This is a genomic window from Kitasatospora sp. NPDC127035 (assembly GCF_042726075.1).
In the GTDB taxonomy this organism is placed as follows: Bacteria; Actinomycetota; Actinomycetes; order Streptomycetales; family Streptomycetaceae; genus Kitasatospora.
On record NZ_JBHXDN010000107.1, the window covers coordinates 1 to 20480 of the forward strand.

The 20480-nt window shown below is 74.2% G+C and carries 12 protein-coding genes and 1 pseudogene; 7 read left to right on the top strand and 6 right to left on the bottom strand.

Annotation, left to right across the window (positions count from 1 at the left end):
- Positions 1-1550: 1550 nt before the first annotated feature.
- Positions 1551-2519 carry an NADP-dependent oxidoreductase gene (locus tag ACFWIC_RS39040; RefSeq protein WP_380521811.1) on the bottom strand — a complete coding sequence of 323 codons (969 nt, stop codon included), beginning with the start codon at positions 2517-2519 and terminating at the stop codon, positions 1551-1553.
- 139 nt (positions 2520-2658) lie between these two features.
- Between ACFWIC_RS39040 and ACFWIC_RS39045 the strand changes: the two genes are divergently transcribed.
- Both ACFWIC_RS39045 and ACFWIC_RS39050 read left to right on the top strand, forming a co-directional pair.
- Positions 2659-3033 (top strand): winged helix-turn-helix transcriptional regulator, encoded by a 375-nt coding sequence (locus tag ACFWIC_RS39045; protein ID WP_380361733.1) that lies wholly within the window; start codon positions 2659-2661, stop codon positions 3031-3033.
- Between the two features lie 111 nt (positions 3034-3144).
- Positions 3145-4584 (top strand): hypothetical protein, encoded by a 1440-nt coding sequence (locus ACFWIC_RS39050; protein WP_380521813.1) that lies wholly within the window; start codon positions 3145-3147, stop codon positions 4582-4584.
- A gap of 141 nt (positions 4585-4725) precedes the next feature.
- On the opposite strand, the gene ACFWIC_RS39055 is transcribed toward ACFWIC_RS39050, so the two are convergent.
- The 3 genes from ACFWIC_RS39055 to ACFWIC_RS39065 all read right to left on the bottom strand — a co-directional run bounded on the left by ACFWIC_RS39055 (position 4726) and on the right by ACFWIC_RS39065 (position 7342).
- Positions 4726-5784: a hypothetical protein gene (locus ACFWIC_RS39055; protein ID WP_380521815.1), complete on the bottom strand. Its 1059-nt coding sequence runs from the start codon at positions 5782-5784 to the stop codon at positions 4726-4728.
- 548 nt (positions 5785-6332) lie between these two features.
- Positions 6333-7091, bottom strand: a complete 759-nt coding sequence (locus ACFWIC_RS39060; protein WP_380521817.1) for a hypothetical protein — start codon at positions 7089-7091, stop codon at positions 6333-6335.
- A gap of 110 nt (positions 7092-7201) precedes the next feature.
- Positions 7202-7342: a hypothetical protein gene (locus tag ACFWIC_RS39065; RefSeq protein WP_380361724.1), complete on the bottom strand. Its 141-nt coding sequence runs from the start codon at positions 7340-7342 to the stop codon at positions 7202-7204.
- A gap of 440 nt (positions 7343-7782) precedes the next feature.
- Here ACFWIC_RS39065 and ACFWIC_RS39070 point away from each other — a divergent pair, with 440 nt between their 5' ends.
- The 4 genes and pseudogenes from ACFWIC_RS39070 (at position 7783) to ACFWIC_RS39085 (ending at position 15088) form a co-directional block, all read left to right on the top strand.
- On the top strand, positions 7783-9762 hold the full coding sequence (locus tag ACFWIC_RS39070) for an RICIN domain-containing protein (RefSeq protein WP_380521819.1): 1980 nt from the start codon (positions 7783-7785) through the stop codon (positions 9760-9762).
- A gap of 63 nt (positions 9763-9825) precedes the next feature.
- The gene (locus tag ACFWIC_RS39075) at positions 9826-10791 is read left to right on the top strand and encodes a DUF916 domain-containing protein (protein WP_380521821.1); all 966 of its coding nucleotides are present in this window, start codon (positions 9826-9828) and stop codon (positions 10789-10791) included.
- A gap of 392 nt (positions 10792-11183) precedes the next feature.
- On the top strand, positions 11184-13820 hold the full coding sequence (locus tag ACFWIC_RS39080) for a SpoIIE family protein phosphatase (protein ID WP_380521829.1): 2637 nt from the start codon (positions 11184-11186) through the stop codon (positions 13818-13820).
- Positions 13821-14056: 236 nt separating this feature from the next.
- Positions 14057-15088, top strand: a pseudogene (locus tag ACFWIC_RS39085) (ABC transporter substrate-binding protein).
- A gap of 157 nt (positions 15089-15245) precedes the next feature.
- On the opposite strand, the gene ACFWIC_RS39090 reads toward ACFWIC_RS39085, so the two are convergent.
- Both ACFWIC_RS39090 and ACFWIC_RS39095 read right to left on the bottom strand, forming a co-directional pair.
- The gene (locus ACFWIC_RS39090; protein ID WP_380521823.1) at positions 15246-16922 is read right to left on the bottom strand and encodes a peptidoglycan-binding protein; all 1677 of its coding nucleotides are present in this window, start codon (positions 16920-16922) and stop codon (positions 15246-15248) included.
- Between the two features lie 35 nt (positions 16923-16957).
- Positions 16958-18754 carry a sigma-70 family RNA polymerase sigma factor gene (locus ACFWIC_RS39095; RefSeq protein WP_380521825.1) on the bottom strand — a complete coding sequence of 599 codons (1797 nt, stop codon included), beginning with the start codon at positions 18752-18754 and terminating at the stop codon, positions 16958-16960.
- A 1008-nt stretch (positions 18755-19762) separates the two neighbouring features.
- On the opposite strand from ACFWIC_RS39095, the gene ACFWIC_RS39100 reads away from it, so the two are divergent.
- Complete coding sequence (locus ACFWIC_RS39100; RefSeq protein ID WP_380521827.1) at positions 19763-20149, top strand: hypothetical protein; 387 nt, start codon at positions 19763-19765, stop codon at positions 20147-20149.
- Positions 20150-20480 lie beyond the last annotated feature (331 nt).

Below are 20480 nucleotides of genomic sequence, written 5' to 3' on the forward strand. Positions count from 1 at the left end.
TTGGTCGACTCCTGGCCGGTCGAACACGCGGTGGTCAGACCGAGAGCGAGCAGCAGACCCGCCGCGGCGACGGTACGGCTGGTGGAACGGAACATGGGGAGCTCCTTCGAGACCGCACGCGCCGATGGAAGCGGAGCGGGTGCGGTGGTGCGCAGGTAGGTGGGGGCCCAAGGCGGCGGACCGCGAGGTGGAGAGACCTTGGCTTATTCGGTTCGACTCGCACACGGTAGAGGGTGAATCAAACGTAATTAACCAGAAACGAACAGGTTCAAACGCGGTGGGGATATGACACCTCTGTTTCGGAATCCACGTCAAGGGCGTTTCGGCGTCGAGACCACCTTGTAACGTGCGGCGCGTCGCTCGCGTGGAAGCCCCCGCCCCCTCGCTCCCGCCCGTCGGTCCCGGGCGGCGTGCGGGCGTGGGAAGCGGTGCCGGATGCGTAACGGTTCGATAAACCCGCGGGACGACCAGGGCTCGTACTCCTCGTACTCAAGCGACCTGCGCGCGGACCGGCGCGTGCCCGGCGCGTGTCCGGACCGGAGACTGAGGAGAACAGTGAGAGAGCCCGCATCGTCCTGGAGCGCCTTCCTGCCCCGCGGCGAACAGCCCCGGCCAGGCGACTCGGCGGACGCCTCCCGAACGGAGAGCGAGCGGGCGGACCCTGGGTGGCTCGGGCCCCGGGCGGTGGACCGGGAACCGACGATCGTCGTCCACCGTGCGCCCGCCACCGCCCGCGCCGCGCCACAGCCCCCGCCGGCCGTCCGCGACGCTGCGGCGCGTCGCGGGCGGTCCCGTCGGGGGCTGTGGTGGACGGTGGCGGTCTCGGCCACGGCCCTGGTGGGCGGCACCGCAGCCGCCGTTCAGTACGAGGGCCCGGAGGGCGAGGGCGTCCGTCCGGAGGTCACCTACACGGTGGGCGCGTCGGCCCGGCCGGTCACGCCGACGACCGGGGCCCCCACCGGCGCGGCCGTCCATCCCGCCGGCACTCTCCCGTCCGTATGGCCGTCGACGCCGAAGGGCGGGCGCCCCGCCACGCCGACGACCGGCCCCGTCACGGCGAGGCCGAGCCCCGTCCGGGTGTCCCCGCCGGTCTCCGGTGCGCCCGCCGTCGGCGTGAGCGGCCCGCCGCCGACGGAACGCGTCGAGCCCGGGGACTCCGTCTCGCGGAGGGCGTCCGAGCGTGCCGAGGCGGCCGGGCCGTCGCCGGCCCCGGGCACCGGCGAGGCCGGGCGGCCGTCTCCCGAGCCACCCGCGGGCCGACCGGGCGATGCCGCGGCGGCCGGCGCGAGCGGACCTCCCGTGGAGTCGGGGCCGTCGCCGACCCCGGCCGCCGCGGAGACCGGCAGACCCAGCTCGGCGGCCCCGAGCACCGGCGAGACGGGCAGGCCCACCTCGCCCGCGGCCGACGGCCCGGGCGGCTGACACCGCCGCCGAACAGTGCCGCTGCCGCCTCCGCCCCCGCACGGCCGGCGGTCGGCGCAGGAGGGACCGGCGGGTCGGGACGACCCGGAAGGGGGTGTGGATGTGGAGGCAGGGCCGGGCTCAGGAGGTCAGGAGGTGAGGTCGAGGACGAGCTTTCCGCGGGTGCGACCGGTCTCCCCGCGGGCCTGCGCCTTCGCGGCGTCCTCCAGGGCGAAGACCTCCTCGACCTCGACCGCGATCGCCCCGGCGTCGATGAGCTGCGCGAGCAGGGCCAGGGCCGCGCCGTCCGGCTCGACCAGGAAGGCGCTGACCCGCACGCCCAGGGCGGAGGCGGCGGACTGCAGTCCGGCGGAGACCCCGGAAGGGACGGCAACGAGCAGACCGCCGGGGCGCAACGTCTCCAGGGAGCGGGTGCTGGTGTGGTCGTGGTCGTCGCCGATCAGGTCGAGGACGACGTCGACGTCGCCGACCACGTCCTCGAACCGGACGGAGGTGTAGTCGACGAGCCGGTCCGCCCCGAGCCCGGTGAGCCAGTCGTGCCGGCCGCTGCGGGCGGTGCCGGTCACGTGGGCGCCCAGGTGCCTGGCGATCTGGACGGCGAAGTGTCCGACCCCGCCGCCGGCGGCGTGGACCAGGACGTGCTGGCCGGACCGGACCCCCGCGGTGTCGACCAGGGCCTGCCAGGCCGTGAGGGCGGCCAGCGGGACGGCTGCGGCCTGGACGTGGTCGAGGCTCTCGGGCTTGCGGGCGAACTGGCGCGCCGGTGCCGTGACGAACTCGGCGTATCCGCCGGCCGCTCGGGGGAACCACGGCATCCCGTAGACCTCGTCACCGGGCTTGAGGGTGCTCACCCCGAAGCCCACCTCCTCGACCACGCCGGAGACGTCCCAGCCGAGGACGAACGGGGGATCGCCCAGCACGCCGGCCATCCCCCCGCCGGAGCGGGTCTTCCAGTCCACCGGGTTGATCCCGGCGGCGTGCACCCGGACGAGGACCTCCGTCGGCAGGGGGACGGGCCGAGGGACCTGCTCGACCTTCAGGACCTCCGGGCCGCCGAAGCGGTCCAGGAGCACTGCGCGCATCGTGTTCAGGGACATGGTGGACTCCCGGTCAGACGTGGCGGGAGGCGTCCGACGGCCTCGTCGCCCGATGCTCCCGACGGTATCCAGAGGCATATGGTTACCCGCAAGGACTACTACTTCCTTCTGGGAAGTCCGCAGGTGAGGAGCGGTACGGATGATCGAGTGCGCGACGGGCCGGCACGACCGGCACGACGTCTACGCGGCCCAGTGCCCGTGCCGGGCGATGCTCGACCTGCTGGCCAACAAGTGGTCCGCCCTGGCCATCGGTGCGCTCGAAGACGGCCCCCGGCGCTTCGGCGAACTCCAGCGGCGCCTGCAGGGCGTCAGCCCCAAGGTGCTCACCCAGACCCTGCGCCGCCTGGAGGAGGCGGCGCTGCTGACCCGGACCGTCTACCCGGCGGTGCCCCTGCACGTGGAGTACGCCCTCACGGAGCTCGGTCACAGCGCGGCCGTCCCGCTCGGCCTCCTGCGGGCGTGGGTCGAGGAGAGGATCGACGGCACCGAAACCCGCCCGCCGGTGTCGGCGTAGCCGCATCCGTAACGAATTCGCATACCTGCGGGACCGACGGGTCCGCCCCGCCTCCTTAACCGGCAGGCACCGAGACGGTGCCGGAACTCCTCCTCGCCGGAAGGTGACCACGTGTCCACCCCCCGCAGTCTGATCCTCGCGGGTGCCACCGCACTCGTCCTGTCGACCGTCCCGGTCGGTGTGGCAGGCGCCGCCCCCGGTGCCGCGTCGGCCGGTCCGTCGGCCCCGGCCCCGCACCTCGACGTCCCGCTGGAGCGGGGTCTGGAGCCGTCGGTGGCAGGGGTCCCTCGGGACTTCGAAGTGGGCGGGGCGGCCAAGGAGTTCCGGTACACCGTCACCAACCCGACGGCCCACGACTTCGTGGCCTTCGCCCTGCTGAAGTTCAAGAACGAGGCAGGCGACCTCCGGGCGGCCGACCTCAAGGTCGAGTACCGGATTCCCGGAGGCACCGACTGGCTCCCCGGCTCGCTCGCCCCGGGTGGCGAAGGAACCGACGGCAGCGTCCTGGTGGTGCTCGGGGCCAAGGAGGGCGACGGCGTCTCCGACGACGCGCTCCTGGCGGTGCGGAAGGGGCGGACCCTCGTCCTGACGGTGCGGACCTCGTTCTCGGCCGGGGCGCCGACCGGCAAGGCCGGTGTCGCGCCGGTCACCTTCGCTGCGCGGCTGGACGACCGGACCGGGCTGCCGGTGGACGAGGGCAGCTTCGGCTGCGCGTGCGCGGTGGGCTGCGCCGGTTTCAGGATCAAGAAGCCGGCCCCTCCTGCCCCAACCCCCACCGCGACCCCGACGCGGACCGCCTCGCCGACGCCTACGGCCACCGCGACGCGCACGGCTTCGCCGACGCCCACGGCCACCCCGACACGCACGGCTTCGCCGGTCCCCACGGCGACCCCGACGCCCACGGCCTCGCCGGTACCCACGGCCACTCCGACGGTGGCGCCGACCGCGACCCCGACCCCGACACCCACGGTTGTGCCGACGCCCACGGCCACGGCCACCCCGACGGCGACCCCGACCCCGACGCCCACGGTCACTCCGACGCCTACGGCCACCCCGACCTCGTCGGCGACCGTCACACCCGTCGCGGTTCCCACCCCCACGACCACCCCCACCCCCACGACCACCCCCACCCCCACGCCCACGCCCACGCCCACCGCCACGCCGACACAGGCCAACACCCCCACCGCGTCCCCCACGCCCACGGCCACCCCGACGCGTGCCGCTGCGCCGGCACCCACCAGCCCGGCACCCTCGGTCGTCGCCAACCGCCCCACGACCTCGGCGGTGCCGTCGACCGCTGCCACCACCGAGGACGACGGGCCGGTGCCCCTGTCCTTCCCGATGGACACCCCGACCAGCGCGCCACTGAAGATCCAGCCGGTGGCGGTCGCCAGGGCGACCAGTGCGGCCGACGCCCTGGAGCGGAGCCTGGCCCGGACCGGCGGCGGTGACCAGGGGGTGGTGATCGCCGGAGCCGGGGTCGCTCTGCTGGGCGCCGGAACCGGTGCCCTCGTTCTCCTGCGGCGGCGCCGGGCGGCGCGGCACGGGTGACGTGCGCGGCGGGGGGTGGGCCCCGAGTGAGGCCCGCCCCCCGCCTTGCCCGTGCCCGGTACGGGCGGTCGGCGGCAACCGTGAAGTCCCGTACGAGGCCGGCCGTTCGGCGGACGACGACACGCATGGACGTGCCCGGCGTCAGCCCGCTGTGGATCCCGGGCCGTCGGACGAGGACCCCGGAGTCGAGGGCGTCGCGGGGTGGCTCGGCGAGGGAGACGGTCGGACGATCACGGGGGGTTCGGTCGACGCTCCGGGCGCGGGGGCGGTCGGTCGGACGATCACGGGGGGTCCGGTCGACGCTCCGGGCGCGGGGGCGGTCGGCCGGACGATCACGGGAGGTTCGGTCGACGCTCCGGGACCGGGGGCGGTCGGCCGGACGGTCTGCGAATCCGCGGACGGCCTGCGCGGCCCGGTGGGGTTCGGCGCGGGGGAGGTCCGCACCGCCGCCGGGGCTTCGGCCGGCCCTTTCGGAGTCGGCCCGGCTGCGGAGCCGGCCCCGGCGGTGGGCGTGCCGGAGAGCGCCGGGAGCTGCGCGGTGGAGGAGGGGCGGGGGACGGCGGGAACCGGCGGTCGGGACGAGGCCGGTAGTCCGTTCTCGGACGGCGGAGAGCCGGACGGGGTGGCCGAGGTGGTCTCGCCCGCCCCCTCGGCGCGGCCCACCGCGGGCGGGGGCGACTGCGGAGCGGCGGGCGGCGGGACATCTGCGGCGGTCGCCTTCGGCCGGGGCGAACCGTCGGCGGGGTTCCCGTGCAGCAGGGCCGCGGTGCCCCCGATGAGCGCACTCGCCGAGAGCGCCAGCGTCCACCACACGGCGCCGCGCGCACGCCACCGCGGGCCGGTGGGGCCGACGGAACCGCCCGCCGCCGGGGACAGGGAACGCACGGCGAGCGGAGCCACGGCTCCGCGGTGGATCACGACGGCGGTCTCCTGCTCCGGTCGGACGACCGGAATCTCCACCGTCGGGGCTTCGGAGGAACAGGAACCGCAGAACGGGGCGAGCTGCTCGACCGAGGGCACCCGGCCGTCCGGCCAGGTGCCGGGGGAGGCCTGGAGAGCGGCGACGTAGCGGCACGTCCGGCCGGCGATGGCGGCGGCTCCGGCGCGCCAGGCGTGGTCGGGGTCGACCTGATCGGTGGCGGTCGCGGTGGCGGCCGTGTCCGCGGCGGGGATCTGTCGTCGCCCGGCGGCCCGGACCATGGCCCACAGAATCTCCCGCCGGCAGGTCTCGGGCACGGAGGCGAGGGCCGGTCCGGCCGGTCTCTGCGAGGCGTCGTGCACTGCCGCCGGCTCGACGGCTCCCGTACCGGCGAGGCGTGGTTCGGAAGGCGCGGCGCCGACTCGCGCTCCGGGAACCGGCCGGTCCTCTCCGTGGAAGCTCTGAAACAGACCGGCCGTCCGCGCGACCTCGGTGGAGGGGGTGCGGCCGTCCTCACCCGGAGGGGAACCGGCGTCCGGCCCGTCCGGTGGCGGCACGTCGCCGCGGCGCCTGAAGGAGCTCCAGGACGTTGACGGCTCTCTCATCGTTCTCCCTTGTGTGGGCTTGGTGGGCAGCGGTCCGTGGGCGAAGGTCGGCAGTGGGGGGAGGACCGCGATGGGAGAGGGAGGGCGGTGCCTGCGGCAGGGTGACGGCCGGAGTCCTTCCGGGCGTCACCCTGCCGCAGGGGCCGAGCGGTAAGGCCGTACGGCCGGCCACCACGTCGCCGACCGCCCGGCCGGGTCTTCCCGTCATGCGGTTTCCTCGTGGGTCATCGCGGTTGCGGGTTCCGGGGCGGACGCCCGGCGGTGGGCTGTGCCGGAGCGGCGTGGCCCCCGGTGGCGTCGGCGGAGCCCGGGGTTCGAGGGCCTCCGTCGCCGATCACGCTCATCCGGTGGCGGACCGCGCGTACGACGGGGGTGGACTCCGGGTCCGGGACGACGGTCAGCAGCATTGCCAGGAGGGCGGCGCCGACGGCGGCCGCCTCGGCATCGGGGACCTCCCGCCAGGAGGCGGCCGCCTGACGTGCACCGAAGCGGGCCGGCCGGCTCGCAGGACCTTCGCGCCGCGCCCACTCGCCGGCGATCAGCGTCCAGAGTTCTGCCGCGAACCGGGCGTCTCCGGACAGCCAGGCCAGGTCGGCGCGGACCTGGGCCACGGTGAGGGTGAAGTGGTGGCGGGGGCCGAACGACGCCGCCACGGTGACGAGCAGGCTGTCCACCCGCCGGACGGCCAGGACGAAGTCGTGGCTCCGTGCCGCGTTGACGACCTCCACCAGGGCACGGCGGTGCTCGGCGGGCAGGCAGCTGTCCGCAGCTGCTCCCACGATGCTCCCGCCGGTGGTGCACGGGGGTGGTGGAGCCGGGTGGGGGAAGCGCAGGCCGCACCGTCCGCCGGGGCCGATGTGCAGTCGAAGCCGTTGCTCGTCCCGGTCGTCCCGGTCGTACTGGTTGTTCTGCTGGTCCTGCTCGTCCCCGTTCTGCCGGGCGGCGGCCCGGTCGGTGACGACGAGCCTGAGCCCGGATGCCACCGGGCCCGGCTCGGAGGGACGGCCACCCGTTGGGCCACCCGGCGGGCCGTCCGGGGCCACGCATCGGCCGAGGACGACGGCGCCCGGCTCGCCCGGTGTCCTGTGGACGGTCACGACGCCCCGTTCCCGTAGGCCGGGACGAGGACGGCCGCTCCGGTGCGCGGGGCGGGGCTCTGGGGCCCGGACGGCATCGGGGCCTCGGGGGCCCCGGCGTCGTACGCCGGCCGGGGCGAGTGGCGGAAGGGCGACATGGGGGTGGCTCTCCTTCGGTGCGCGGTTGCTCCGGTCCCGCTCCGCCGGGGGTCCTGTGGGGCCGACCGGGAGGGCGGGATCATGAAGGAGGAGCGCCGACTCCCCATGGCGGGCCTGCGCCGTTACCGAACAGTTGTGATCGATCGCCGCGGGGGAGTGCACCGGGGGAAGCGCACAGCGGGGTAAGCGCAGAGCGGGGTGAGAGCACAGCGGCCAGGGGGGTGCCCGACCGTCCGATCGTGATTGCAGTTCGGTCGCAATGATGCGACGAGATGGCCTGCATGTTGCGATTGTGTTGACACTTGCCCGTAGGCGAGTCAGGCTACCCCCTAATATGTTGATTTCCGTGTAAGAGTGTCGCTTGCTGTTCGGTTCGGATTGAGGTTTCTCCGGCTGGACCTGGGCGCGGCACCGGGCGGATGGCATCAAGGAACCCTGCATGAGAAGAGTGGGATCCGTTTTCGCGGGCCTTCTTGGCCTGCTCCTGTCAGTCGTGGTCTGGGCGCCGGCCGCGCAGGCCGCGCCCGTCACCACCTCTCCCGGGACCCAGTTCCCGGACACCGGAGGCGAGGGGGTACAGGCCCACGGCGGCGGCGTGATCAAAGTGGGCGAGTACTACTACTGGTTCGGTGAGGACCGCGGCGAGGACAACAAGTTCCGTTACGTGTCGGCCTACCGTTCCAAGGACCTGAAGGCGTGGGAGCCCCGGGGGCACGTGCTCACCCAGGAGTCCTCCCCGGAGCTGGCCACGGCGCTGATCGAGCGGCCGAAGGTCCTCTACAACGAGAAGACCGGCCAGTTCGTGATGTGGATGCACAAGGAGAACGACGACTCCTACGCCGAGGCCCGGGCGGCGGTGGCGGTCTCGTCCACGGTGGACGGCCAGTACGAGTGGAAGGGGTCGTTCCGACCGAAGGACGCGTCGGGCGCCGAGCACATGTCGCGTGACATCACCGTGTTCGAGGACCGGGCCGCGGGCAAGGCGTACATGATCTCCTCCGCGAACAACAACGCCGACCTGCACATCTACGAGCTCACCGACGACTACACCCGGGTGAAGGACCTGGTGGCGAACCCCTGGCCGGGAGCCCACCGGGAGTCCCCCGCCCTGTTCCGGCGCGGTGGCGTGTACTTCATGCTCACCTCCGGGACCAGCTACTGGGACCCCAACCAGCAGAAGTACGCCACCGCTCCGAGCCCCACCGGGCCGTGGACGCCGATGAGGGACGTCGGCAACAGCAACGGCCACCACTCGCAGACCACGTTCGTGCTGCCGGTGGAGGGCAGCGAGACCACGTCCTACCTCTACATGGGCGACCGCTGGGCGGGCGTGTGGTCCGACCCGAAGCGGGTCAACGACTCCACCTACGTGTGGCTTCCGCTGGAGTTCCCGGACCCCACGACGATGACCCTCCCGTGGTACACCGACGTCTCGATCGACACGGCGACGGGCCGGATCCGCGGCGTGGGCGGTGACCCGCTCAACACCATGGCCAACACGGGCAGCGGGCAGTGTGCGACCGTTCCGGGCAGTGTCTCCGACAACGGCGTGGTGGTGGTCCAGGGTGCCTGCGACAGCGGACTGAACAGCCAGTGGCGCTTCACCGACAACAGCAACGGCTACGTCCGGGTGCTCGCCCAGCACAGCGGCAAGTGTCTCGACGTCTCGGACAAGTCGGTCGCGAACGGGGCCGAGGTCAAGCAGTACGACTGCGGCTCCGGTGACAACCAGCGCTGGCGCTTCGAGAGCCTCGCCGACGGCCACGTCCGCATCGTCGCGAAGCACAGCAACAAGTGCCTCGACAGCAAGGACGGATCCACGCAGGCCGGCGCCCATCTGGTCCAGACGGACTGCGGCACCGGTGCAGGCCAGTCCTGGAAGGTCGCCAAGGTCGGCGCACCGACGGACCCGACCGGCCCGACGGACCCGACCGACCCGACGAACCCGCCCGGCGGTGGCACCCCCGGCAAGGTGGACCAGCAGATCAGCACCTCGGTCAGTGCCGGCGTGCTCACCATGACGGCCGCGACCGACGCCGTCCGGCTCCCCCCGGTCGCCTTCGGAGCGGGCGGCGCGTCGACCGGCACCCTGAACCCGGCGATCGTCAAGGACTTCCGCGGCGGCGCGGCGGGCTGGTCGCTCACCGGCAAGGTCACCGACTTCACCGGGCCGCGCGGCCGGATCGAGGCCGCACGACTGAGCTGGACCCCGACCTGTGCCACCAAGGCCGAGAGCCCGAGCACCTGCCAGGCCGGCAGCCCCGGAGTCATCGGCACGGACGGTGCGACGCTGGCGTCCGCCCCCGACGGCGCCCTGACCGGTGGAGAGTTCACCGCCGGTGCCACCGTCTCCCTGGACGTTCCGAAGTTCACCCCCGTCGGTGACTACGCCGGAACGCTGACCCTCACCCTCCTCTGATCGCGCTCCGCGTGCCGGAAGCCCCGGCGTCCGGCACGCGGTGCTCACGAAAGCTGACGAGCCATGCGCAGAGCACCCGTCGTCACCCTCCTCCTCGCCGTCCTGACGGCGCTGTCCCCTCTCCAGGCGCGGGCCGCGGACAACGGCGAGTGGTCGGTCGAGCCGGCCGACTCCGAGATCACGCCGCGCACGGCCTTCGAGCTCTCGGCGCGGCCCGGTACGACGTTCGCCGATCGCGCCGTCCTCACCAACACCACGGCCGGCCCGCTGACCCTGCGCCTCCACGTCGCCGACGCCTACAACACGCCGCGCGACGGCGGCCTGGCGGTGCGCGGCCTCGAGGAGACCCAGCGCGACGTCGGCACCTGGGGGCAACCCGAGAAGGACGTCGTGACGGTGCCGGCCCACTCCGCGGTGACGGTCGGCTTCACCCTGACCGTTCCCGGTAGCGCCTCGCCCGGTGACCACGTCGGTGCCCTCGTGGCCGTCGACGACCGGGTGCAGCCGGGCGCCGGCTCCTACATCGGTGTCCGGCGCGGCGTCGGAGCACGGATCTACCTGCGCGTCGAAGGACCGCAGATGCCGGCACTGGCGGTCGAGGACCTGCGTCTCACCGCGGAGAACCCGCGCATCCCGTGGACCGGCGACAGCAGCACCACCGTGTCCTACACGCTGCACAACACCGGGAACGTGAAGCTCGCCCCCCGGGCCTCCCTCCACGTCGGGGGAGTGTTCGCCGGGGTGCCCACGACCAGGCAGCTGACGAACGTGCCGGCCGAACTGTTCCCCGGCGAGAAGGTGCAGGTGACGGAGTCCTGGCCGGGGGCGCCCACGGGCTGGGGCGACGTCACGGTCACGGCGACGGCGAACGGGGTCGGTGCCACCGGATCCGACGACTTCCTCGAAGTGCCGTGGATCCTCGCCGGACTCCTGACCTCCCTCGCCGCGGGGTTCACCGTCCTGCTGGTCAGGCGCCGCAGGCGTGCGGCCGCCCGTGGACGGGCGTCGGGCGCACCCGCACCCGTGTGAGCCCTCCGTCGGTCGCCCGGCTCCGCCGCCGGGCCGCGAACAGTCGTGCCGAGACGGCGAGCCGAGACGGACATCCGTCACGGAGGGTTGTGAAGGCGAAGGACAGCGCGACCCCCGGGCCTGTTTCGGGGCTCCCGTCCGCTGCTCCTTGCCAGCGCAGTGACAAAGCAGGATAAATGGTGACTATGAACCCTCGTGTGGGCGGTAGCCACGGGAGCCGCCCGGCCGGCGCCCGTACCGGCGGCGGAGCCGGTGAGCCCGGGACCGCCGCCCGCGGGCGGCGCGCGGAGGACGGCGGCGAGGCACGGGGCGATCCCGCTCCGGAGCCCCCGCTGCCGGGCAGGGCGGCCGACCGCAGCTTCGCCCGGGAGGTCTTCCTCCTCCAGCTCGTGATGGTGGTGCTCCTGGTCGCCGCCGCCGTGGCGGCCCTCGTGGTGCAGCAACAGCGCGCCACCCTGACCGACGCCCGGCACCGCACCCTCGCCGCCGCCCAGTCCTTCGCCCACGCGCCGGGGCTCCTGGAAGCCCTGCAGGGCGACACCCCCACCGCGACGCTCCAGCCACTGGCCGAGGAGGCCCGGACGGCCGCCGGCATCGACGCGCTCATCGTGTACCGGCTCGACGGCACCACCCTCACGCACAGCGACACCTCGCAGCTCGGCAAGCACGTCATCGGCCCCTACGCGGAGGCCGCCGAGGGCAGGGCCTTCACCAGCACCTTCGACGGTGCGCTGGGCCGCTCGGTGGTGTCGGCCGTCCCCGTCAAGGACGCGGCCGGCAACGTGGTGGCCATCGTCTCCGCCCCCGTCACGGTCGAGTCCGTACAGAACTCGGTGGACCGCCAGCTGCCCGTCCTCCTGATCGGGGCGACGGCCGCCGCCGCCCTCGCGGCCGGCTGCGCCGCCCTGGTGAGCCGGCGGCTGCGACGCCAGACGCGGGGCCTCGGCCCGGCCGCGATGACCCGGATGTACGAACACCACGACGCCGTCCTGCACTCGGTGCGCGAGGGCGTCCTGATCACCGACGACAGCGGCCGCCTGCTCCTGGCCAACGACGAGGCCCGCCGCCTCCTCGACCTCCCCGCCGACGCCGAGGGGCGCCGCGTCGACACCCTCGGGCTCGACACCGACACCGCCGAGTTCCTCACCTCGGACCGGACCGCCGACGACGAGGTCCACCGGGCGGCGGACCGTCTGCTCTCCCTCAACAAGCGGCCCACCGCACCCACCGGAGTGCACGGCACCAGCGTGGTCACCCTGCGCGACACCACCGAGCTGCGCGTGCTGGCGGGGAGGGCGGAGCTGGCCAGGGAGCGGTTGAGACTCCTCTACGACGCCGGGATGCGGATCGGTTCGACGCTCGACGTGGTGCGGACCGCCGAGGAACTGGCGGAGGCGGCCGTCCCGGGCTTCGCCGACATCGCCACCGTCGAGCTGCAGGACCCGGTGCTGCACGGCGACGCCCCGGACGGGGCCACCACCGAGCTGCGCCGCAGCGCCGTCGCCGGACTCGCGGAGGACCACCCGCTCTACCCCGTCGGGCGGCTGATCGACTTCGCGCCGGGCACACCCATGGCGGCGAGCGTGCGTGACGGCCGGGCCGTCATCGAGCCCGACCTGGTGGCCACCACGGGCTGGCGGACCCAGGACCTCGAACGCGCCCGGCAGATCCTCGACTACGGGATCCACTCGCTGATGGTGGTCCCGCTCCAGGCCCGCGGCGTGACGCTGGGGCTGGTGAACTTCTGGCGCACGCAGAACTCCCCGCCGTTCGACGACGAGGACCTCGCCTTCGCCCGGGAGGTCGGCGGGCGGGCCGCCGTCTGCATCGACAACGCCCGGCGCTACAGCCGCGAGCACACGATGGCGGCGACCCTCCAGCGCAGCCTGATGCCCCGGGAACTGCCGGACCAGGAGGCCCTGGACGTGGCCCACCGGTACCTGCCCGCGCAGGCGGGCGTGGGGGGCGACTGGTTCGACGTGATCCCCCTGCCGGGCGCCAGGGTCGCCCTGGTGGTCGGCGACGTGGTCGGCCACGGGCTGCACGCCGCCGTCACCATGGGCCGGCTCCGCATCGCCGTCCACAACTTCTCGGCCCTGGACCTCCCGCCGGACGAACTGCTCGGCCACCTGGACGACTTGGTGGCCCGCATCGACGGCGAGGAGGGCGACGGCCCCGACAGCTCCCAGGTGATGACGGGAGCCACCTGCTTCTACGCCGTCTACGACGCGGTCGGCGGGCGGGTCAGCGCCGCCACCGCCGGCCACCTCCCGATGGCGGTGGCCCACCCCGACGGCACCGTCGAGTTCGTGCGCCCGCCCGTCTCCCCTCCGCTGGGCCTCGGCGCCGGCATGCCCGTCGAGGCCGTCGAACTAGCCGTGCCCGAGGGCTCCCGACTGGTCCTCTACACCGACGGCCTGCTCGCGGCCCGGGACCGTGACGTGGACGCCGCCATGAGCGCGCTGGACGACGTGCTCGGCGGGCCGGTCCGCCCTCCGGAGGAGACCTGCGACAGCGTGATCGAGTCGATGCTGCTCGCGCGGCCCGTCGACGACGTCGCCCTCGTGGTGGCGCGGACCCGGCTCCTGGCCCGGGACCGCGTCGCCGAATGGGACGTACCGAGCGATCCCGAGGCCGTGGGCCCGGTGCGCAGGGCCTGTGCCCGCCGACTGGCCGACTGGGGCCTGGAGCACATCGGCTTCGGCACCGAGCTCATCCTCAGCGAACTGATCACCAACGCCGTGCGGTACGGCGCGGAGCCCATCCACGTCCGGCTGCTCCTCACCGAGACCCTGGTCTGCGAGGTCTCCGACGGGAGCAGCACCGCCCCGCACATCCGCCGGGCGGCGGACACCGACGAGGGCGGCCGCGGGCTGTTCCTCGTCGCCCGCTACGCCGAGCGCTGGGGGACCCGCTACTCGCCGAGGGGTAAGACCATCTGGACCTCCCAGTCGCTGACCGGAGGTGGGCCGGCCGAGGAGCTCTCGGAGGACGACCTGCTCGGCCAGTGGGACGACCTGGCGATCTGACCGTTACGGAGCGTGACGACCCCGGGCTCCTCCGCCCGTGGCGGACGGGGCGGACGAGCCCGGGGCGTCCGAGTAGGCTCGAAAGCGCGCACATCGCGTCACCGCTGAACCCCCGAGGAGGGGTCGTGGCCCGAGTACCCCGCCGCGTTCACGTGCTCGCCGTCTGCGGCTGCCTGGCGGCGCTCGGCCTCGCCGGCTGCGGCGGGGACGGCGACCGGGCACCGGTGGAGCCGGGCCTGTCCGTCTCGGCCCGGGACGCGGGCGGGATGGACGCACTGGTCGGGCGGCCCGGGCGGAGGGCAGGCTCAACGCCACCACGCTGCTGCGGCACTGGGCGAACTACGGCGGCCTGGTCGACGGCTTCACCGCGAAGTACGGGATCGAGGTCGTCGTCGACAACCCCTTGGGCTCCAGCCAGGAGGAGATCGAGGACATCAAGCGCTACCGGGGCCAGGACCGTGCGCCCGGCGTGCTCGACCCTCGGCGACACCTTCGCCCAGTCCGCGGCGAGGGAGGGTCTGCTGGCCACGTGCAAGCCCGAGGCGTTCGGAAGGATCCCGGCCGAGCAGAAGGACGCCGCCGGCCGCTGGTACAACAGCTACGGCGGCTACGTGGCGATCGGTTGCGACGCGAACCGGGTCCGGACCTGCCCGGCGTCGTTCGCCGATCTGCTCAAGCCCGAGTACGAGGGCATGGTCGCGTTGAACGGCAACCCCACCACAGCCGGGTCGGCCTTCGCCGGGGTGTTCGCGGCGGCCCTCGCGAACGGGGGCTCGTTCGACGACATCGCTCCGGGTGTCGACTTCTTCGCCAGGCTCGATGCCGCGGGCAACTACAACCGGGCCAACCCCAACCCGGCCGCGATCGCCCGCGGCGAGACGCCCATCAGCATCGAGTGGGACTTCCTCAACCTCTCGCACACCGAGGAGCTCGCCGGGACCGGCGTCGACTGGCGGGTGGCCATCCCGTTCGACGGCAGCTTCTCGCAGTACTACGCCCAGGCCATCAACAAGGACGCCCCGCATCCGGCCGCCGCCCGCCTCTGGGCGGAGTACCTGGCGAGCCCGGAGGGCCAGAACCTGCGGCTCGTCGACTACGCGCGCCCCGTGCTGATGGAGAACATGGCGAAGAACGGCACCCTCGACAAGTCCCTCGCCTCGAAGCTGCCGACGGTCGAGGGCACGCCCGCCTTCCCCTCGGAGGCCCAGCTGAACACGGCGCTGCAGTACGTCCGGCAGAACTGGGCCAAGGACGTCCCCGCCGGGTGACGCCGGCCCGCCAGGGACTCCGTGGTGTCGGGCGGTCGTGCTCCGACATCGCCGGCCGGTGCCTTCGGCCGATCGCCCCGGTACCCCGTAGCCCCGTTACCCCGTAGCCACGGAACGGTCGTCGACGGCGGCCGGCGCACCCGGAGCTGACGTCGCGTCAACCGTTCTGCGGCGCCTGCCCGGACCGGCACCGCGGCCCTGCCGCCGACTGTTCGAGGGCCGCTCTGGTCCGGGCGCCGTACATCGTGTGCGCGCGTTCGTCGCCCCGGATACCGGCGGACTGCTGGAAGGTGGCGAGGACCCGCTCGGTGGCGGGGTCGAATCGGCCGCGCTCGAACGCCGAATCGCCGGGTGCACATCCGGCCTTCACCAGCAGCTTCTGCAGCCGGACCACCTCGGGCCCGCTGTCGCCCCGCCGGAGCGAGCGCACCGGTGAGGACTCCGTCGCCGAGGGCGAGGGGGACGGCGGTGCGGCGGGCGGGGCGGAGGGCGTCGTCGAGGGCGCGACGGACGGCGCGGCGGAGGAGGGCTGGGCGGACGGCGTGCTCGGCGGACCGGGCGTGTCGAGACCGCTCGGCAGGGCCGGTGCGGTGGTCGCGGACGGCGACGGGCCGGCTGACGGGCCGGCGGACGCGCCGGTGTTCGCGGTGGGTGACGCGGACCCGGTCCTGGTCCTGCGCGGGCTCGGCGTCCGTGTGGCCGGCGGTGATTCGGGCGCGGGTGGAAGCGGTTCGACCTTCGTCACCGTCGGCCCCGGTGCGAGGTCGTCGGCGGCGGCCGGAGTCCGGTCGGCCGTCGGCGGCCCGGTGACGTGACCTGCCCGGGTGTCGGCCATCGCCAGCCCGAGCGCCAGCGCGACCGTTCCCACACCGGCGGCGCCGACGGCGATCCGGCGGCGGAGGGCCGTGTGCCGGGACGGCCTGCCGGCACGACGGTGGGCACGGCCGATGTCGATCTCGCTCGGCTCCGGAGAAGGCGCCGGCTTCTGGAGGTCGGGCGGGAGGTCGGGCGGGAGGTCTGGTGCGGGGTCGGGCGAGGTGGCGGAAACGGCGACAGGCACGGGCTCCGGCCGCGCGTCGGCAGCGGGCCGGAAGGCCGCCAGCAGGCCGTTTCGCAGGTGGTCGCTCTCCCAACGGTGGATTGCCCGCAGATCGGCCAACGCCCCGCGGCAGCGGTTGCACTGCGCGAGGTGGGCGGCGGTCCCCATCGACGGTGCGGTGTCGGTACCGGCCACCTCCGCGATCAGGGCGGCCAGATGCCGGCAACGGCGCTCGGGCGCGCCGACGGCGTGGACGCGGATGTACGCGTCGGCGAGGATCCTGCGGGCCTGCTCGGAGGGGTCCGGCGATGCCGCCGGTGTCCGCTCGGGTCCGGTGGCCGGGGCGAGCGCCCACCACAGCTCTGCGGCCGGGAGGTCCGTGAGCTGTGCCAGCGCGCCCTGCAACGGACTCTCCTCCTCGGCGGCGGCGACGGCTTCGCGGTGACTCCGGTGCGGTGTCCTGCGGACGGACAGCCACGCCCGGAAGTCCGGTGACAGGTCGTCACTCCGCCCGGTGTCGGCCCAGTCGGCGGCGAGCAGCCGTGCCTCGCCGAGCAGGAGGCAGATCCAGGACGAGCTCCGGTCCTGCTCCCGGTGTGCGTCGTCGACCGCCCGGTCGAGGACGTCGGTCGCCAGGGTGTGCGCGGCCCGCGGAGTCGCGCAGAGATCTGAGGCGTAGGCCAGCACCACGTCGCCGTACCGGAGCGCCCGATCCCGGGCCACCGCCCGCCGGGCGGAGGAGGGCGGGATCCCGCCGGGTTCCGCGTCGGAGAGCGCCCTGGGGGGAGATGACACGAAGGTCCTTGGTGACATCGGCCGCGCGCCGGCGTTCACAGCCGGAAGGCGGCGCTCGGCCGGCACACCGGGTCCGAGTCGCAGTCGGCGGATCGCAGCCGCAGGGTCTCGTTCACCTGCCCGGTGCCCTGCGAGGAGAGGACCAGCCCGGAGGTGCGATGGCGAAGGGCGCTCTCCCCGCCCGTGAGGTCGACGACCTGCCACGACTGGCGGGCGTTGTCGCCGCAGGGCTGCTGCGAGACGACGGCCCCGGTGGTCCCGGCCGATTCCAGGCAGGCGCTGTTCGCGGCGCTGACGAGCCGGGCGCCGCCGGACCGGTCGGCGCGCACGATCCACAGCTGATCGTCCGACGCCGTGCACGGCGCCAAGGAGGGAAGGCCAGCCGTCGATTCGCGGTTCTCGACCTCGCCGCAGTTCCCCGTCCCGGCGAGGCGCAGCCGGACGCGACGGTCCCCGGGAAGCGTGGCGGCCGGCGTGGTGGAGGCCGGGTACACACCGGCCGACAGTCCTCCTCCCCGCCCGGTCGCGGCCACGCTTCCTGGAGGTGTGGCCGCCGAGGACGGGGACCTGGTCCGCGTGGTGGGGCCCGGCGACGCCGTCGTGGCGGGGGACGCGGGAGCGCCCGATGCGCGCGTCGCCCGGTCGGGGGCCGTCGAGGCGGTCGGCGACGAGGCCACCGGGAGGACCGGGACGGCCGCGAGGGGGGGGACAGCCGCGTCCGCGGGGACGACGGGGCGGTTTGGATCACCGGCCGCCGGAGTGGAGAGCGGGACCGGCGGCCGCGTATCGACGGGCTGCTCCGCATGCGGCGATGAGAGGTACGGCGTCAACGCGATCGCCGCGACGACGGTGGCGCCAGCCGTCAGGGCGCCCGCCACCGCCTTGGCGGGGCCCGTGCGCGGAACTGTGGGCGGTGTGTGCGGCGGCTGCGGGGCGGGCGGGTGACCGGACCAGACCTGTGGTGAGAGCGCGGACACGGACGCCTCGCCGCCGGACCACGGTCCGACGAACGCCACCGCGGCGAGACGCAATCGTCGGTTGACGTCCTGGAGTTCCTCGTCGCAGCGCCGGCAGGACGGGCACTCGTCGAGGTGCCGCGTCAGGGCTTTGGACCTCCGTTGCGAGGTTCCGCGGACACGTGCGGTGAGCTGGCTCGCGTAGACCTGGCACTCCGCCGACTGCGCCTTGGACAGGTGCGCCGCGAGATAGGCGGTGCGCAGGCCCTCCCGGGCTCGTGCGGCGAGTGAGGAGAGCCCGCTCGCCGAGAGGCCGAGCAGCGACGCCACTTCGTCCGCCGGGCGTCGCTCGACCACCGAGTGCCAGAGCACGGACCGCCACCGCTCCGGGAGGGAGCGGTACGCCGCGACGATCAGCTCGTGTTCGGTGGACGCTGCGACGATCTGGTCGGGGGAGGGGGCGTGGTCGGTCTCGTCCGCCCAGTCCTGGACGTCGTCGGTGGGGAAGGAGCGCCGGTCGCTCGTCGCCCACGCCGCCGCGGTGTTGCGGACGACGGTGAGCAGGTAGGGACGCCAGTTGTCCGTCGGCCCGTTGCCCGCCCGCACGGCGGCCAGCGTGCGGACGAAGGCCTCGCTCGCCAGGTCCTCGGAGCGGTGGTCCATGCCGCCGAGCGAGCGCGCGTAGCCGAGCGCGACACGGTGGTGGCGCTCGAAGAGAGTCCCCACGACGCTGTCGTCCCCGGTCCGCAGACGGGCGATCAGGACGGCGTCGGAATCGGTGTCGGAACCGGACGGGGACGGGCCGGACTCGTCGGCCGCCCCGCGGCGGGGGGTGGACTCGGGAGCGTCGTCGGCCGGGTGCGGCGGCTGGGGCATGGTGATCCTTGAGGAGGGTTCGGGCATTCGGCTGATCGTGGGGCGGCCGGATCAGGGACCGGCCCTGATGGTCGGAGCACCGATGCGCCGTGGAGGGACCGGAGCCCCTTGGGCGCGCGGCCGTGCCCGTTCCGGCCGTGGGCGGCGACGGTGGCGCGGCCGCGCTGCGGCCGTCCGCACGGTGCCGGGCGCCGCGCCGCGGTGCGTCACGCTGCCTCGGACGTCGACGACACGGTGGGACGGCACAGCGCACTCCTCGGAACCAGGGGACTCGGACAGGTGGAGTCGGGACCGCCACCGGCGTCCCGCGGCGTTGCGCGATCGTTACCCGGCGGGCGGGCGGGCGGGCGGGCGGGCGGGCGGGCGGGCGGGACGGGAGTCGGGGCATGCCGCGGCGACGGGTGGCCTTGCAGGTCAATCGAACGCAAAAGATCAGGAACGAACATGATCGGACGGCTGGGGCTATGACACCGTCGGTTCGATGCCGTCGTCAAGTCCGGCTGCCGAGGCTCGACCTGCCGGACGGGTGAGCGACGCCGTGCGGAGTTCCGGCCCGTGAAACCGGCACACGCAGTCCGCCGGGGGTCCTCACGGCCCGTCGGAATCGGGGACCGCGATCCGGCCTCCTCGCCCGTTCGCGCGTCGACTGCGGGCGACCGAGATCGGCCCGCCGATTTCCGCCCGATTCGACAGGGCTCTCGGGCGGGAAGTGCCCGGCGCTCCCGGAATTCGTCGACCCCGGTTTCGAGTACCGGAATCCGGGTCGGGAACGGGGGCCGGATTCGCCCGCTCCGGGGAACTCGGCGAGCAGGGCGGCCGAGTCCGCTCTCGCCTGCGGCGAGCCATCGCCCCGGGGGACTACTCGCGACTACGGAGGGGGGTACCTACGGTTCGGCGAACCGGCGTGAACTTGGGTGGCCGGAGTACTGGACCGGCTCGCTCGTGCGGGCTTTGCTGGAAGCAGAGATTTCGCCCGAGATGACCGGGTGCCGCCCGAGGGAGAGAGTCATGGCCACGAGAATTCGGCCCGTTGTGAGCCGGCCCACCGCCATCTATCTCCGGTGCTACCCGTGCAACGCGGTGCTGATGCTCGACTACTGGCGGCTCCTCCAGCGCTATTCCGTCGATTCCGGGATGGGCGAGGCGACGCTGTTCATGGACAACGGCCGACGGTCGACCGAACCCCTGGCGGCGCTGGCCGCGCTGACCCGCGCCGTCGAGACGGGCGTCTGCGACACCGTGCTCGTCCCCGGCCCCTTCGTGTTCTCCCTGGACGACGCGATGGCCGCGGCGACCATCCGGAGGCTGGAGGAGGCGGGAGCGCGGGTCGTCGAGATGTCGAGGCCCCCGTACTCCCACGGAGCGCCGGTCGGGGACGTGGTCGCGGTCCGCTGACGGTAGGTCTGGCCCGGCCGTGAGGATCCCGGCCGGGCCCGCGCTCTGCTGTCCCGTTGCGCCGTCCACATCCCCCACGGCTGCCGGGCCACGCGCTCCTTCCGGGTGGACATCAGCACGAACGAGGAGACCGCGACCGGTCCCTACGGCAAGCTGACCGTTGGCCCGCCCCCTCGGGCCGGTCAGACAGAGCCCCGGTCCCCGCCCCCGCCTCCGGTCTGCGTACGGACGGAGGACTGCGAGCGACCGCGGCTCCCCCCCCCAGGGGTGGGGGCGCGCCCCCGCGGGGCCGCCCCCGGCGCGGCGCCGGGGGGGGGACCGCGGGGGCGGG